The sequence below is a fragment of the Larkinella knui genome (assembly GCF_003858645.1).
GTDB lineage: Bacteria > Bacteroidota > Bacteroidia > Cytophagales > Spirosomataceae > Larkinella > Larkinella knui.
In genome coordinates this window covers 851,936-865,901 of record NZ_RQJP01000001.1, presented here as the reverse complement: position 1 = coordinate 865,901, position 13,966 = coordinate 851,936, and the positions used below count along the sequence as shown (strand labels likewise).

The 13,966-nt window shown below is 53.3% G+C and carries 14 protein-coding genes; 10 read left to right on the top strand and 4 right to left on the bottom strand.

The window, feature by feature from the left end:
- Positions 1–146 precede the first annotated feature (146 nt).
- The 3 genes from EHT87_RS03440 (at position 147) to EHT87_RS03430 (ending at position 2,669) form a co-directional block, all read left to right on the top strand.
- Positions 147–458 carry a DUF3817 domain-containing protein gene (locus EHT87_RS03440; protein ID WP_124903875.1) on the top strand — a complete coding sequence of 104 codons (312 nt, stop codon included), beginning with the start codon at positions 147–149 and terminating at the stop codon, positions 456–458.
- A gap of 21 nt (positions 459–479) precedes the next feature.
- Entirely contained in the window at positions 480–1,583 is a 1,104-nt protein-coding gene (locus EHT87_RS03435; protein WP_124903873.1) for a lipase family protein, read from the top strand.
- A 168-nt stretch (positions 1,584–1,751) separates the two neighbouring features.
- Complete coding sequence (locus tag EHT87_RS03430) at positions 1,752–2,669, top strand: polysaccharide deacetylase family protein (RefSeq protein ID WP_124903871.1); 918 nt, start codon at positions 1,752–1,754, stop codon at positions 2,667–2,669.
- A gap of 131 nt (positions 2,670–2,800) precedes the next feature.
- Here EHT87_RS03430 and EHT87_RS03425 read toward each other — a convergent pair whose 3' ends face one another.
- Entirely contained in the window at positions 2,801–3,205 is a 405-nt protein-coding gene (locus EHT87_RS03425) for a GNAT family N-acetyltransferase (protein ID WP_124903869.1), read from the bottom strand.
- Positions 3,206–3,266: 61 nt separating this feature from the next.
- Here EHT87_RS03425 and EHT87_RS03420 point away from each other — a divergent pair, with 61 nt between their 5' ends.
- The 7 genes from EHT87_RS03420 (at position 3,267) to EHT87_RS03390 (ending at position 9,262) form a co-directional block, all read left to right on the top strand.
- Positions 3,267–4,631 (top strand): TrpB-like pyridoxal phosphate-dependent enzyme, encoded by a 1,365-nt coding sequence (locus EHT87_RS03420; RefSeq protein ID WP_124903867.1) that lies wholly within the window; start codon positions 3,267–3,269, stop codon positions 4,629–4,631.
- 85 nt (positions 4,632–4,716) lie between these two features.
- Positions 4,717–5,271: a GNAT family N-acetyltransferase gene (locus EHT87_RS03415; RefSeq protein WP_124903865.1), complete on the top strand. Its 555-nt coding sequence runs from the start codon at positions 4,717–4,719 to the stop codon at positions 5,269–5,271.
- Between the two features lie 141 nt (positions 5,272–5,412).
- The gene (locus EHT87_RS03410; protein ID WP_124903863.1) at positions 5,413–6,930 is read left to right on the top strand and encodes a malate:quinone oxidoreductase; all 1,518 of its coding nucleotides are present in this window, start codon (positions 5,413–5,415) and stop codon (positions 6,928–6,930) included.
- 7 nt (positions 6,931–6,937) lie between these two features.
- Positions 6,938–7,408, top strand: coding sequence for a YdeI/OmpD-associated family protein (locus tag EHT87_RS03405; protein WP_124903861.1), 471 nt, complete (start codon positions 6,938–6,940; stop codon positions 7,406–7,408).
- Positions 7,409–7,499: 91 nt separating this feature from the next.
- Entirely contained in the window at positions 7,500–8,405 is a 906-nt protein-coding gene (locus EHT87_RS03400; RefSeq protein ID WP_124903859.1) for an AraC family transcriptional regulator, read from the top strand.
- A 61-nt stretch (positions 8,406–8,466) separates the two neighbouring features.
- On the top strand, positions 8,467–8,943 hold the full coding sequence (locus EHT87_RS03395) for a hypothetical protein (RefSeq protein ID WP_229320818.1): 477 nt from the start codon (positions 8,467–8,469) through the stop codon (positions 8,941–8,943).
- Between the two features lies 1 nt (position 8,944).
- Positions 8,945–9,262, top strand: coding sequence for a DUF3817 domain-containing protein (locus EHT87_RS03390; protein ID WP_124903857.1), 318 nt, complete (start codon positions 8,945–8,947; stop codon positions 9,260–9,262).
- A 59-nt stretch (positions 9,263–9,321) separates the two neighbouring features.
- Here the strand turns inward: EHT87_RS03390 and EHT87_RS03385 are convergent, their stop codons facing one another.
- The 3 genes from EHT87_RS03385 to EHT87_RS03375 all read right to left on the bottom strand — a co-directional run bounded on the left by EHT87_RS03385 (position 9,322) and on the right by EHT87_RS03375 (position 13,963).
- The gene (locus EHT87_RS03385; protein ID WP_124903855.1) at positions 9,322–10,653 is read right to left on the bottom strand and encodes a DUF6600 domain-containing protein; all 1,332 of its coding nucleotides are present in this window, start codon (positions 10,651–10,653) and stop codon (positions 9,322–9,324) included.
- A gap of 71 nt (positions 10,654–10,724) precedes the next feature.
- On the bottom strand, positions 10,725–12,956 hold the full coding sequence (locus tag EHT87_RS03380; protein ID WP_124903853.1) for a xanthine dehydrogenase family protein molybdopterin-binding subunit: 2,232 nt from the start codon (positions 12,954–12,956) through the stop codon (positions 10,725–10,727).
- Positions 12,953–13,963 (bottom strand): FAD binding domain-containing protein, encoded by a 1,011-nt coding sequence (locus EHT87_RS03375; RefSeq protein ID WP_124903851.1) that lies wholly within the window; start codon positions 13,961–13,963, stop codon positions 12,953–12,955. Before EHT87_RS03375 ends, EHT87_RS03380 begins: the two co-directional genes overlap by 4 nt.
- Positions 13,964–13,966: the final 3 nt, after the last annotated feature.

Sequence of the window (13,966 nt, the reverse complement as noted above, 5' to 3'; positions counted from 1 at the left end):
AAGATATATGCAATACCAACTACTGGGTTAAACATATTACACGGATGGCTTCAACCATAAATGAGTGGTAAACCATTCTGGTGGTAAGGGATATAAAAGAATGCTGTCGTATGTTTGCAGTGAACACTTTCTGTAAATTGAAACGTATGCCACGCTCCCTTAAAACTCCCCTCGGTCGATTTCGCTTCATTGGCATTCTGGAAGGAATATCCTACCTCGTTCTGCTGGGAATTGCCATGCCGCTAAAATACCTGGCCGGCTGGCCGCATGCTGTCAAAGTAGTGGGCTGGGCACACGGTGTTCTCTTTATTGCGTATCTTGTTGCATTGATTGCCGTCACCATTGACCGCCGTTGGTCCCTTATTCGGGTGATCGTTGCTTTTATAGCATCGCTGGTGCCATTTGGCACGTTTTGGCTGGAAAGTCGCCTGAAGAAAGAAGAGCAAGCGGTTTCATAACAAACAGCTCTCCAACACCTTATGAAAAAACTTTCCGTACTTGTCCTGCTCGTTCAGATTGCCGTGGTAACCTGCGTATCAGCCCAAAACCGGCTCCAGCCCGGTTTTAATCTTCAGGAATATCTTGACCTGCTGGGGGTGGCCGGTCAGCAGTACGACTCCCTCCCTCCCATCGAAAAACCGCCGGTTTCGCCCGATTACAAGTTTGTTTACCGCTCACCCGTAGTGGGCCTGTTCAATCGCTGGGCGCTCTGGGTTCGTAACGACCGGGTAGCCGTTATCGATATCCGGGGGACAACGGTCGATGTGCCCAGTTGGCTGGAAAATTTTTACGCAGCCATGGTTCCCGCAACGGGTTCGCTGACGCTGAATGACAGCACAAAATTCGAGTATCAACTTGCCAGCGACCCCAAAGCCCTCGTTCATGTGGGCTGGCTCATCGGCCTGGGAAGTCTGGCTCCAACCCTGTTAACCCAAATCCGGGCGCAATATGCGAGCGGAGTCCGGGATTTTCTGCTGATGGGACACAGCCAGGGAGCCGCCCTGACGATTCTGTTGCGCTCCCATCTTCACTACCTGATTCAAAAAGGTGAGCTACCGAAAGACCTGGTAATCAAAGCCTATTGCAGTGCGGCCCCCAAACCGGGCAACCTTTTTTATGCCTACGATTACGAATTCATTACGCGCAATGGCTGGGCACATACCATCGTCAATGCGGCCGACTGGGTGCCCGAAACGCCTTTTTCATTGCAAACCCTGGATGATTTTAACACAACGAACCCGTTCCATGACGTTAAATCGACCCTGAAAAAACAACCGCTGCCGGTGCGACTGTATGCCGGTACGATTTATCGAAAACTTAATAACCGATCCAAAAAATCGCAACGCACCTTCGAAAAATACCTCGGTGGTCTCCTCTCGAAATTAATCCGAAAATCCCTGCCCCAATACCAACCACCGACTTACGTGCACAGCAGCAACTACATGCGGGCCGGTTCGCCGATCGTCTTGCAACCGGATGAGGCATACCGGCAGGAATTTCCGGATGATCCCAAAAAAGTTTTTCAGCACCACGGTTTCCGACCGTATTATTCGCTGGCCAAACGCCAGTACCAGCCGGAATAAAACTACCCATCAACATTTCGGTCCGGACTGATAGTCAGTGGAAAGCAAATCCGGTTGAAAAATAGTGGTAAGACGGTCGTCAATCCGAAGTTACCAAAGAAACCTTTTGCGTATATTGCCTACCTGACAAACTACTATTCACTCAAATTTGTGTTGCTCCGGAAGAAGATGAGTCGTATTAAAAGTACCTTGATCCCCCTTGCCATTTCGTTTTTGACTGCCGCAACCGTTGTTTCCTGTAACCAGACGACGGAGAGTTCACAAACCACCGATGCTAAAACTGGTGCGGTGGCCGCCACTCCGGCTTCGGTGACCGCCAAAGCAGCTGACGCCGTTCCTGATCCCACGACGATTCCGGCAGGCAACATCGCCGATGCCGCTACCATTCTGAGTCGCAAACAGGTTCCGATTCTCTGTTATCACCAGATTCGGGAATGGCGGGCCAACGATTCAAAAAGCGCCAAGGACTACATTTGCCCCACTTCTGTTTTTGAAGCCCAGATGAAAATGCTGGCCGACAGCGGTTACCATGCCATTTTGCCGGACCAACTCTACGCGTACCTGACCACCGGAGCGACTCTGCCCAGTAAACCGGTCATGATTACGTTCGATGACGGAGATCTGGATCAGTACGAAACCGCCGTTCCCATTCTGGATAAGCATAAGTTTAAAGCCGCTTTTTTCATCATGACCGTGGCCATTGGACGACGTGGTTACCAGCCATATATGGACAAGCAGCAAATCAAGGACCTGGCCGACCGGGGTCACACCATCGGCTGCCACACCTGGGATCACCACAACGTCAAGAAATACCAGGGCCAGGATTGGGTTACGCAAATTGAAGAACCGACCAAAAAGCTGGAAGCCATTACCGGAAAACCGATCAAGCACTTTGCCTATCCGTTCGGTCTGTGGAACCACGAAGCCACCGTTGAATTGAAGAAAAGAGGCTATTTAGGCGCGTATCAACTGGCCGAAAAAAAGCGTGATGACGAAAATCCGTTGCTGAGTGTTCGCCGGATCATCGCCAGCGGCTACTGGAGCCCCCGGACGTTGCACAACAGCATGGTGAATAGTTTTAAGTAATTCGCCGTTTGAACCGCGCGTCCCTATAGCGTCGGTATTTGGTAACCGCTTGAGGATTCCAAAACCGTTAAAACGGTTTCCCCCACTCTCGAATCCATGCCTATGCCCACGGTTTAAACCGTGGGCTTTTTTTATAATTCCAACACGAATTTCGAATACGGTATTTCTCCTTTGTAAAACAGCTCCCCTTCCGGCTCCATGCCAAACCGCCGGTAAAAATCGGCCGCCGAAAGCCGCGCATCACACCAGAGCGTATGCGCTCCTTGTTTTCGGGCATCTTCAATAACCTGATTCAATAGCCGTGTGCCGATTCCCTGCCGCTGGCAATCGGGGCGGGTGGCAAATTTCCGGAAGCGGGCGACTCCATTTTCGACAAACAGCGAAAGTACCGCTACTAAATCCCCGGCTAGAAAAGCGCCGAAGTGCCGGCCTTTCGCATCGTCGTCCAGGATCACATACGCGACCGGTTTGTCGGGCCACAGAACCTCGTGACGCAGGGCATACGTCTCTTCCGGTTTAATTTGTCGAATCGTCATCAAAATACATCAGGTAAATTGCTAAGTTAGGGGTTCATTATGTTCCAGACCCCGTAAACGCATGGCACAGAAAAAATTTATCCTGAGCGAAACCGACATTCCCGAAAAATGGTACAACATCGTGGCCGACATGCCCAACAAACCGCTGCCCCCCTTGCATCCGGGTACCAAAGAACCGATTGGTCCCGACATGCTGGCGCCCCTGTTCCCGATGGAACTGATCAAGCAGGAGGTGACGACCGAAAAGTGGGTGACGATTCCCGATGAAGTCCGTGAAATTTATAAAATCTGGCGTCCCACGCCCCTCTTCCGCGCCTACGGCCTGGAAAAATTGCTGGATACACCCGCCAAAATTTACTACAAATACGAAGGCGGAAGTCCGGCCGGGTCGCATAAACCGAATACCGCCATTCCGCAGGCCTATTACAACAAACAGGCTGGTATCAAGCGCATTACCACCGAAACCGGTGCCGGTCAATGGGGCAGCGCGTTGAGTTTTGCCTGCAAACTGTTCGACATCGAGTGCGAGGTGTACATGGTGCGGGCAAGCTACGACGGAAAACCGTACCGCAAAATCATGATGAACACCTGGGGTGCCACGGTTTATCCGTCGCCGTCGAACCGCACCGAAACCGGCCGGAAAATTCTGGCAGCGGATCCGCATTCACCGGGAAGTCTGGGCATTGCCATTTCGGAAGCGGTCGAACTGGCGTTTCAGGACGAAAATACCAACTATGCGCTCGGCTCGGTGCTCAACCACGTTCTGATGCACCAGACGGTGATCGGTCTGGAGACGATTAAACAAATGGAACAGGCCGGCGACTTTCCCGACATCATCGTGGCGCCGTTCGGGGGTGGTTCCAATTTCGCCGGTATTTCGTTTCCCTACCTTCGCCTGAATATGGAAGAAGGCAGGAAAATCCGTTGCATTGCCGCCGAACCCGCTTCCTGTCCGAAACTAACGCGTGGCGTTTTCCGCTACGATTTGGGCGATACGGCGGGCATGACGCCCCTGCTGCCCATGTATACGCTCGGTCATAATTTCATTCCGGCTCCCATCCACGCGGGCGGTTTGCGCTACCACGGCGCGGGGGCCATCGTGAGCCAGTTGCTGAAAGACGGCCTGATCGAAGCCCAGTCCATCAAGCAGCTGGAATGTTTTGAAGCCGGGATCAAGTTTGCCCAGACCGAAGGCATCATCCCGGCTCCGGAAGCCACCCACGCCATTGCGACGGTCATCCGCGAAGCGGAACAGGCCAAAAAAGAAGGGACCGCCAAAACGATTCTGTTCAACCTCTGCGGACATGGGCATTTCGATATGGGTTCCTACGAACAGTATCTGTCGGGCAAACTGGTGGAACATGAAGTGACGCAGGAAGAAATTTTGGAGTCACTGGCCGAATTGGACACACCGCTGATTGCCTGACTGATAGGAACACGGATTGAACGGATAGAACGGATCAAAACAGATTTTAATCAGTTCTATCCGTGTTCCCGTTAACTTTTACTTTATGTTGACTGTAAATTTTAGTCCTTTCCCTACTTTACGAACCGAACGGCTGGAAATCAGGAAGTTGGTGAAAGGCGATGAAGAAGATTTATTTGCCATCCGCTCCAACAAAACCCTGATGCGGTTTATTCCCAGACCACTGGCCCAGTCGGCGCAGGACGCGGCTTTGTTGATTCAGGGTTTCAGCGATGCCATCCGGGCTAACGAAAGCATTACGTGGGGCATCGCGCTCAGGAGTGAACCCAGGGTGATTGGAACGATCGGGTTTGTGCGGATTTTTAAGGAGCATTACCGGGCTGAGGTGGGTTATTTGCTGCATCCAGATTTCCACGGAACCGGGATGATGCGGGAGGCTCTGCTGGCCTTGGTTGACTATGGTTTTCAGGGCCTGAAACTGCATTCCATCGAAGCCGTTGTCGACCCGGAAAATACCGCTTCGGCCAAACTCCTGGAACGGAGCGGATTCACGAAAGAAGGCCATTTTAAAGAAAACAAATACTTCAACGGCCGCTTCATGGATTCCGTTTATTACACCCGCTGGCAACCCCGAAAGTAGTACCGGTATTTCCTGGTTTTAACCCGTATGATTAAAAATTGCCTAAAAAAGCAATAAACATTCACTGGATATCAACACAAAATGGTGAATTGGATGGTTAAAAAAATAGTTTTATAAATACTACCATGCTTTTCCACGATTATGCCTAAAAATAGTCGATTGATACCAAAAGACCCGGACGTTGTTTTGATCGGTGCCGGGATAATGAGTGCCACCCTGGGTATGTTACTCAAGGAGTTAGACCCGGGCCTGACCATCGAAGTGTTCGAACGGCTGGATGTGCTGGCCGCCGAAAGCTCGGATGCGTGGAACAATGCCGGAACGGGCCATTCCGCTTTTTGCGAACTAAATTACACGCCGGAACGGGAAGACGGATCGGTCGATATTTCCAAAGCGGTCAAAATTGCGGAGTCGTTTGAGGTTTCCAAAGAGTTCTGGGCGTACCTGGTGCAGCAAAACATTACGCCCGCGCCCCAGACGTTTATCAACGAAATTCCGCACATGAGTTTCGTTTGGGGGGAAAAGAACGTCGATTATCTGAAAAAACGGCACGATGCGCTGGACAATCACCACCTGTTCAAAGGCATGCTGTATTCCGAAGATCCTGGCCAGCTGAAGCAATGGATGCCGCTCGTGATGGAAGGCCGGGACCCGGATCAGAAAGTGGCCGCAACCCGCATGGACATCGGTACCGACGTTAATTTTGGGGCCCTTACCCGCGCGTTATTCGAACACCTCCGCAAAATGGACGGCGTCACGATCCGGCTGGCCCACGATGTCCGGGATCTGGAACAGGAAAAAGACGGGACCTGGAAAATTACCGTAAAAAACTGGTCGACGCGGAAAAAGCGGGAATTGCGCACCCGTTTCATCTTCATCGGCGCGGGTGGTGGTTCGTTGCCGCTGCTCGAAAAAGCCGACATTCCCGAAGGCAAAGGCTTTGGCGGTTTTCCGGTCAGTGGCCAATGGCTGGTTTGCAATAACCCGGAAGTCATTGAAAAACACGAAGCGAAAGTATACGGCAAAGCTGCGGTGGGTTCGCCCCCGATGTCGGTGCCGCACCTCGATACCCGGATGATCGATGGCAAAAAAGCCCTGCTTTTTGGCCCCTACGCCGGCTTTTCGACCAAATTCCTGAAAAACGGCTCCTTCATGGATTTGCCGCTTTCCATTAAAGCCAATAACCTGCTGCCCATGATGGCGGCCGGACTCCATAATATTCCCCTGACGAAATACCTGATCGATCAGGTTCGGCAGTCGCCGGAAGACCGGCTGGAAGCCCTGCGTGAGTATTTTCCGGTTGCCAAAATGGAAGACTGGGATCTGGAAGTGGCCGGTCAGCGGGTTCAGGTCATCAAAAAAGACCCCGAAGAAGGCGGTATTCTCGAATTCGGTACCGAGGTGGTTTGTGCCGCCGACGGCTCCATTGCCGCACTGCTCGGTGCATCGCCGGGGGCATCCACCTCCGTTTCCATCATGCTCGACCTGCTGAAACGGTGTTTTCCGGACAAAATTCATTCGGAAGCCTGGCAAAGCAAACTGAAGCAGATGATTCCTTCGTATGGACAATCGCTGGCGACCGATGCGGAGCTGGCTTACCAGACCCGGGCCTGGACGAGCGACGTTCTGGCATTAAACGTTACCGAACCGATTGCTTGACGCGGGTATGGAGCCGACTGATGCCGTCCGTTTTGAGGCTGTGATCGAGCGATTTACGCACTCGATCGGAGGGCATTACATTGGTGTTCCGGACGATGTGGTGCAGCACTTTACGCAAAAGTCGGCGGTTCGCGTCATGTGTCGGCTGAACAGTACGGTTGAGTTTCACTGTGCCCTCCGGCCCAAAGGCGACGGTTCGTTTATGATCAGCCTCGGAACCCCCATCCGTCAGCAGCTCAAAGTGCGGATGGGCGACACCGTGAAGGCAGCAATCTGGAAAGATGAAAGTGAATATGGCCGGAAAATGCCGGAAGAACTTCAGGAGTTGCTGGCCATCGATGAAGAAGGAAACCAGTGTTTTCAGGCACTCACGCCCGGAAAGCAACGCAGCATCATGTATTATGTCGATGGTGCCAAAAACGTACAAACCCGCATCGACCGGGCCATCCTGATGATCGACCGATTGAAAACGCATTGATTTTTATACTGAATTTTGCAGTTTATAAAAGCCGTACCTTATTTTAAGTACGGCTTTTGTAGTTTCCGGCTTACCGTGTTAGTTCAGAATCATGAGCGAAATAAAAGTGTACGATGCGCCGGAATTCACGGCAAAGTTCATGCCCTCGGAAGAATTAGATGCCATTCTGAAAGAGGATCGCAGCAAGTTTTTTATCGTCCGCGTGGAAGACATGTATCGCCACGTCAACCGCCCGGTTCCGGCCTCGCGATCAACGATTTATTCCTGCTTATTCATCACCGAAGGCGAAGCAAGCATGAAAATCGGCAGTGAATCATACACCATCCACCGCAACGAATTACTAATTGTGCCCGCGGGACAGGTTTTCTCGTTTCAGGAAAATGACGTTAACAAAGGGTATTTATGCGGCTTTCACGCTGATTTCCTGGTGGGAAAATGGCTTCAGAATAACCTGTTAAAAGAATTTGATTTTTTACAGGTCTGGGGCAATCCACTCATCAAACCAGATGTACAATCCGCCCGGTTTATTCAGTCTTTGTACGCACGGCTGCTGATCGATTATTCCCAAAATGGCCTTCAGAATTCCGGTATTCTTCAATCCTATCTGCTGGCGTTGCTGTGTGAGATAAACCGGGTTTACCAGTCGGGTTCAACGCCTGATCCGATCCCGGCGGTAACCCTGACGAACCGCTTTCGGGAGCTTGTTTTTTCACTGTTCAGGACGAAACAACGGGTGTCCGAGTATGCGGCCCTGCTTCACATCACCCCGAATCACCTGAACAAAACCGTCCGGACCGTTTCCGGAAAATCACCGACCAAATGGATCGACGAAGCCATTCTGCTCGAAGCCAAAGTGCTGCTGTGCCAAACCGGTTTGTCCATCAATGAAATAGCGGCTCAGGTTGGCCTGGACGACCCTTCCTATTTCACCCGCCTGTTTAAAAAGTTTGAAGGACAGACACCGACCGAGTTTCGAAGAATGATTGAAAAGTCCTGAAAATCACCTCATCCATCCTACCCTCAATTTTCCCGATACCCGACCTTTGTGTCTCAAATAGATGCAAAAAGCGATGTATTCGGTCTTACTAGTGATTCATTCTGCGTTTCGATGGCTGGTTCTCGGGAGTGTTTTGTACGGTATTTACCGGGGAGGCCGAGGCTATTCACGAAGAGTTTCCTTTACCCGTTTTGATAACTCAATCCGTCATACCACAGCCACCATTGCGCACATCCAGCTCCTGATTGGTTACATTTTGTATTTTAACAGCCCGCTTGTGAGCTATTTTCGGGCGCACTTTACCGAAGCCCGTCACCAGTTCGACTTGCTCTTTTTCGGTCTGATTCACATCCTGCTCATGACCCTGGCCATCGTTTTTATTACCGTCGGTTCGTCGGTATCGAAACGCATGGATAGCGATCGGGAGAAATTTAAAACGATGACGATCTGGTTCTCTCTGGCGTTAGTAATCATTTTAACGGCCATTCCCTGGCCGTTCTCACCCCTGGCAAACCGGCCTTATATCCGCACTTTTTAACATGCTGAAATTCTTTAGAACCCCACTCGGACGATTGCGGCTGATAGCCTTTTTAGAAGGCCTTTCCCTGCTCCTGTTGATCGGAATTGCCGTCCCTATAAAATATACGCAGGGCGACCCCTCGCTGGTGAAAATGCTGGGGCCGATCCACGGTTTATTGTTTCTGTTTTTTGTCATCAATACCCTGAGTTTTGGTATTGGTCAAAAATGGAAGTTTCGGGAAACCACCTGGAAAGTACTGCTGGCTTCCCTGGTACCATTCGGCACCTTCTACATCGATTATAAAATTCTTTCCAGAATCAGACCGGAGAGGCCCTAAAAAAGTCGGCCTTCGGAGGGAATTCCCTCCGAAGGCCGACTTAGAATTAAAACCACCTTTTACTGCGGTCCCCGGCGGCTTCCGCCACCGCCCTCACCCCGGTTGGACGAGTTCTGACGCTCCTGGTATTGACGCGGGGGTTGATCCGGCGAGCGTTGCTGGTATTGATCCCGGCTCCGCTCAGGCCGCGGAGCAGCGCCTTCATTTCCGCCGAAGCCGGATGGGCGTTCCCGCCGGTTAAACTGATCCGGCTGCTGAGTGGGCCGGCTTTCGGACCGGCGCTCGGCGGGGGGCGAACTCATGCCCGGATTATAGCCGCCTTGATTCCCCCGGTTTTCAGCGGGAGTTTCAACCCGGTTTGGCATCGCCCGATCCCGGTTGTTGTAATCCGGACGTTCGGCCCCACCCGACGGAATACCCGCATTAGGGCGGTTGGAATAGTCCGGGCGAGTATCGTTGCCACCATTGGGACGGTTATTGTACTCCGGACGGTTACCGTTCCCGGAATTGGGGCGGTTGGTATAGTCGTCGTTGCGGTTTCCGAAGTTACCATTAGAGCGGTCATTGTCATACCGGTTTGGACGATTGCCGTTCGGATAATTTCCGGCTACCTCGCCCCGGTTGTTGCCGTTGTAACCGCCGTTCCCGTTGTAACTGCCCCGATTGTCGGGCCGATAGGAAGTGCTGTTTCCTCCACGAGCGCCGTAACTGCCCCGACGGGCGATATCATTGGCCCGGTAAACCGGCACACTTTGGCGCGTATACCGCTCGATTTCTTCCCGGCGTGGGCCGTATCCGTACGACCGGTTGTTATACCGGTAAACATTATTGATAATCGTAGTATTGCGGTAGATGTTCACCACCCGCGTTCGCGGAATGCAATAGCTGTACACCCGGGGGCTGGTGAAATACATCTGCGGAACAAACGTCCAGTAGTTGACCGGAAGATTGATGTTCACATTGATGCTCATGCCCGGACCCAGCGGAGCCCAGCCATAATAACCGCCACCGGTACGCCAGCTCACCCAGGCCGGTCCCCATTGGGTATCGGGGATCCAGATCCAGCGACCGTAATAATCGTCGAACTGCCAGCGTCCGTAGTGGAACGGAGCCCAGCCCCAGTCATAATCCGAAACCCAGGTGTTGCCGTATTCGGTTACCGCCCAGTGTCCATTGGTTGCATAGGGTTGAAAATCACCCGGCACATCCGGTGTCCAAACCTGACCATAGGTTGGGTTCTGCGACCATTGTCCGTAGGGTGCCAGTTCATCATAAAAGGATTCGACGGGCATGTCGACGCCCGGCTGTGCCAGCGTTTTGGGAGGCATCGCCAGCGTGAGTAAGAGGGCTATTATCAACCCAAAAGCCGGTATGATTCGTTGTGTTTTCATGGCCCGTCGGACGTTAAAAAGTAGAATTTCGCTTCTTTGACCGGAGAAAGAACCAAAGGTTTAAATCCACTTTATAATAGTTTATCCAGGGTGATGGGCAAGCTCCGAATCCGCTTTCCGGTGGCGTGGAAAACCGCATTCGCCACGGCCGCCGGCATGCCAACAATACCGATTTCACCCAGGCCTTTCACCCCGAGCGGGTTGACAATCGTGTCGGTTTCATCGACGAAAATAACGTCGAGATCCTGAATGTCGGCATTGACAGCCACGTGGTATTCCGCCAGATTGTGGTTCATAAACCGCCCGAACTGGTGGTCCATCACGCTTTCTTCTTCCAGGGCCTTGCTGATTCCCCACACCATGCCGCCGATGATCTGGCTGCGGGCGGTTTTGGGATTCAGGATGCGGCCACCGGCCACGGCAGTCACCGCGCGCGTCACCCGAACGGTGCCAAAATCCTCATCCACTTCCACTTCCACAAAAGCCGCCGAGTGAACAGCCCGCGCGTACTTCCGCTGTTCCAGCATATTCGGTAACGAAGTGGCGGTTTCACTCACCGCCCGGCCCCCGTTCTGACCGACGATCTCCAGCAACGAAACGGCGGCATACGGATTCGTTTTCAAGAGAATATGAGCATCAGAAAACCATACATCTTCCCATTTGGCATCCGCAAAGGGCGAATCCTTCATTTTCTGAGCCATTTTGAACAGCTTTTTGCCCAGAGCTTCACAAGCCACTTTCACCGCCGAGCCGACGGTGGCTGCGGTCCAGGAACCGCCTTCAATGGGTGCCAGCGGCATATTGGAATCGCCCAGCCGGAAAATAACGTCTTCGATCGGCATTCCGAGCGTATCGGCCGCAATCTGGGTCATGATCGTATACGTGCCCGTTCCGATATCGGCCGTGGCGCTGGTTACCCGAAGCTTGCCATTGACCGTCAACACGGCCTCGGCACGCGCGGGTCCCTGCGTGGCATCCCAGATACCGGTCGCCATGCCCCATCCCACCAGCGTGTGCCCATTTCGCATCGAACGCGGTTCCGGATTTCGGCTGGCCCACCCAAACCGCTCGGCTCCCTGCCGGAAACACTCCCGCAGTTCCTTGCTCGAATAGGGCAGGTCTTCGTTCATATCCCGCTCCGTATAATTCTTCAGACGCAGTTCGATGGGATCCATTCCCAGTTTATGAGCCAGTTCGTCCACCTCCATTTCGAGCGCCGGAACCCCGGTTACGCCACCGGGTGCGCGCATATCCAGCGGAGTAAAGGTGTCGAGGGGTACGAGATTATAAGTAAATTTCACATGGGGTGCCGGGTAGAGCATCCCGGCCCAGTTCACGACAATTTCGAAATAATCTTCAAACCGGGAGGTTTCGCCAATCGCGTCGTGCCGAATGGCGTCGATGGTGCCATCGGCCGTTGCCCCCAGCGACACATTCTGAACGGTAGCCGGTCGGTGGCCAAACGTAAACATTTGCTGGCGGGTCAGCGAAACCCGCACCGACCGTTTCAGTTCCCGGGCGGCCAATACCGCCAGAAACAACTGGTATTGCGGACGCAGGCCCGAGCCGAAAGCGCCCCCCACGTAAGGCGAAATAACCCGTACGTCACTGAAGGGCATATTAAACACCTGAGAAACATACATTTGACTATTCGGCGCGCCCTGCGTTTTGTCATAAATAGTCAGCTTGCCGTCTTTTTCATACACCACCGTGCTGGCAAACATCTCCATCGGATTATGATGTTCAACGGAGTGGATATGCTGGCCGGTGGTCTGGAACGGAGCTGCTTCAAACGCTTTTTCAAAATCGCCCCGCGGTTTCGGCGGTGGCGACTTCAACAAACTGGCCACTCCTGATTTCGGCTCCCGGGCCCGGTGCAGGTTGTGCTCCAGCGCCGTTTCGTGATCGTCCTCTTCATAATCGACCTGAACCAGCGTGGCCGCAAACCGCGCCACCTCCAGCGTTTCGGCCACCACCAGCGTAATTGGCTGCCCGCTGTAGAGAATCGTTGCATCCCGCAACGGTCGGAAAGGTGAGCCCGGCGGGGCATCCTGGTCTTTGTAGTTGACGTCGAACCAGGCCAGGCTGGGGCGGTTTTCGTGGGTAAACACCTGAACCACGCCCGGCAGTTGCAAGGCGGCTTCGGTGTGAATCCGGGTGATTTTGCCTTTGGCAATGGCGCTGGATATGACCCAGCCATACAGCATATCCGGCGCAAAATATTCAGCAGCATACTTTGCTTTGCCCGTCACTTTCGCCACGCCATCGACGCGACTGATGGATTTTCCAATGTAAGGTGTCATACTTGCGGTTCGAGTTTAGCGGCCCGTTGCAACGCCCGTACAATGGCGCGTTTAGCCAGTTCAATCTTGAAAGTGTTGTGTCCATACCCTTTGGCTCCTTCCAGAAGGGCTTCGGCAATGGGCGCGAAATCGGTTTCCGAAATCGACTGACCAACCAGCCTGGCCTCCACTTCCGGCTTGCGCCACGGCTTATGCGCCACCCCGCCGAGCGCAATGCGGGCGTCGGTGATGCGGTTGTTGTCAATCTCCAGCCCCACCGCAACCGACACCAGCGCAAAGGCGTACGATTGCCGGTCGCGCAGTTTGATATAGGTAAAGTATTCCGGAAATCCTTTGGCGGGCAGGTCGATGGCCGTCACTAATTCACCGGGCTGGATCGTGGTGTCGAGCCAGGGTTCATGACCGGGTAACCGGTGAAAATCCGCAAACCGAATGGTTCGCTCACCCATCGGACCCGTCACCCGAACCACGGCATCGAGTGCGGCCAGGGCCACGCACATGTCCGAAGGATGGGTGGCAATGCAGGCGGTTTCCGGGTTCTGATCGCTGGTGCCCAGAATCGCATGAATCCGGTTGAAGCCGTTGAGGGCTCCGCAGCCGGAACCCGGTTCGCGCTTGTTACAGGGCGTTTGGGTGTCGTAAAAATAATAGCAGCGGGTCCGCTGAAACAGATTACCGCCGTTGGTGGCCATATTTCGCAGCTGGGCCGAAGCACCCGCCAGAATGGCCTGTGACAACAGGGGATACCGGCTTTGGACGGCGGAATGATAGGCCGTGTCGGCGTTGGTTGCCAGCGCACCCAGCCGGAGGCCGCCCTCTTCCGTGTCTTCGATGGTACTCAGGGCCAGGCGGTTAATGTCAACCAATCGGTTGGGGTGCTCGACGTTCTCTTTCATCAGGTCGAGGAGGTTGGTGCCCCCGGCAATAAATTTGGCGCCTTCATGCGTCGCCAGTTCGTCCACAGCAGTACCGATGTCGCTGGGCCGGGCATACGAAAAACTGTTCATAAC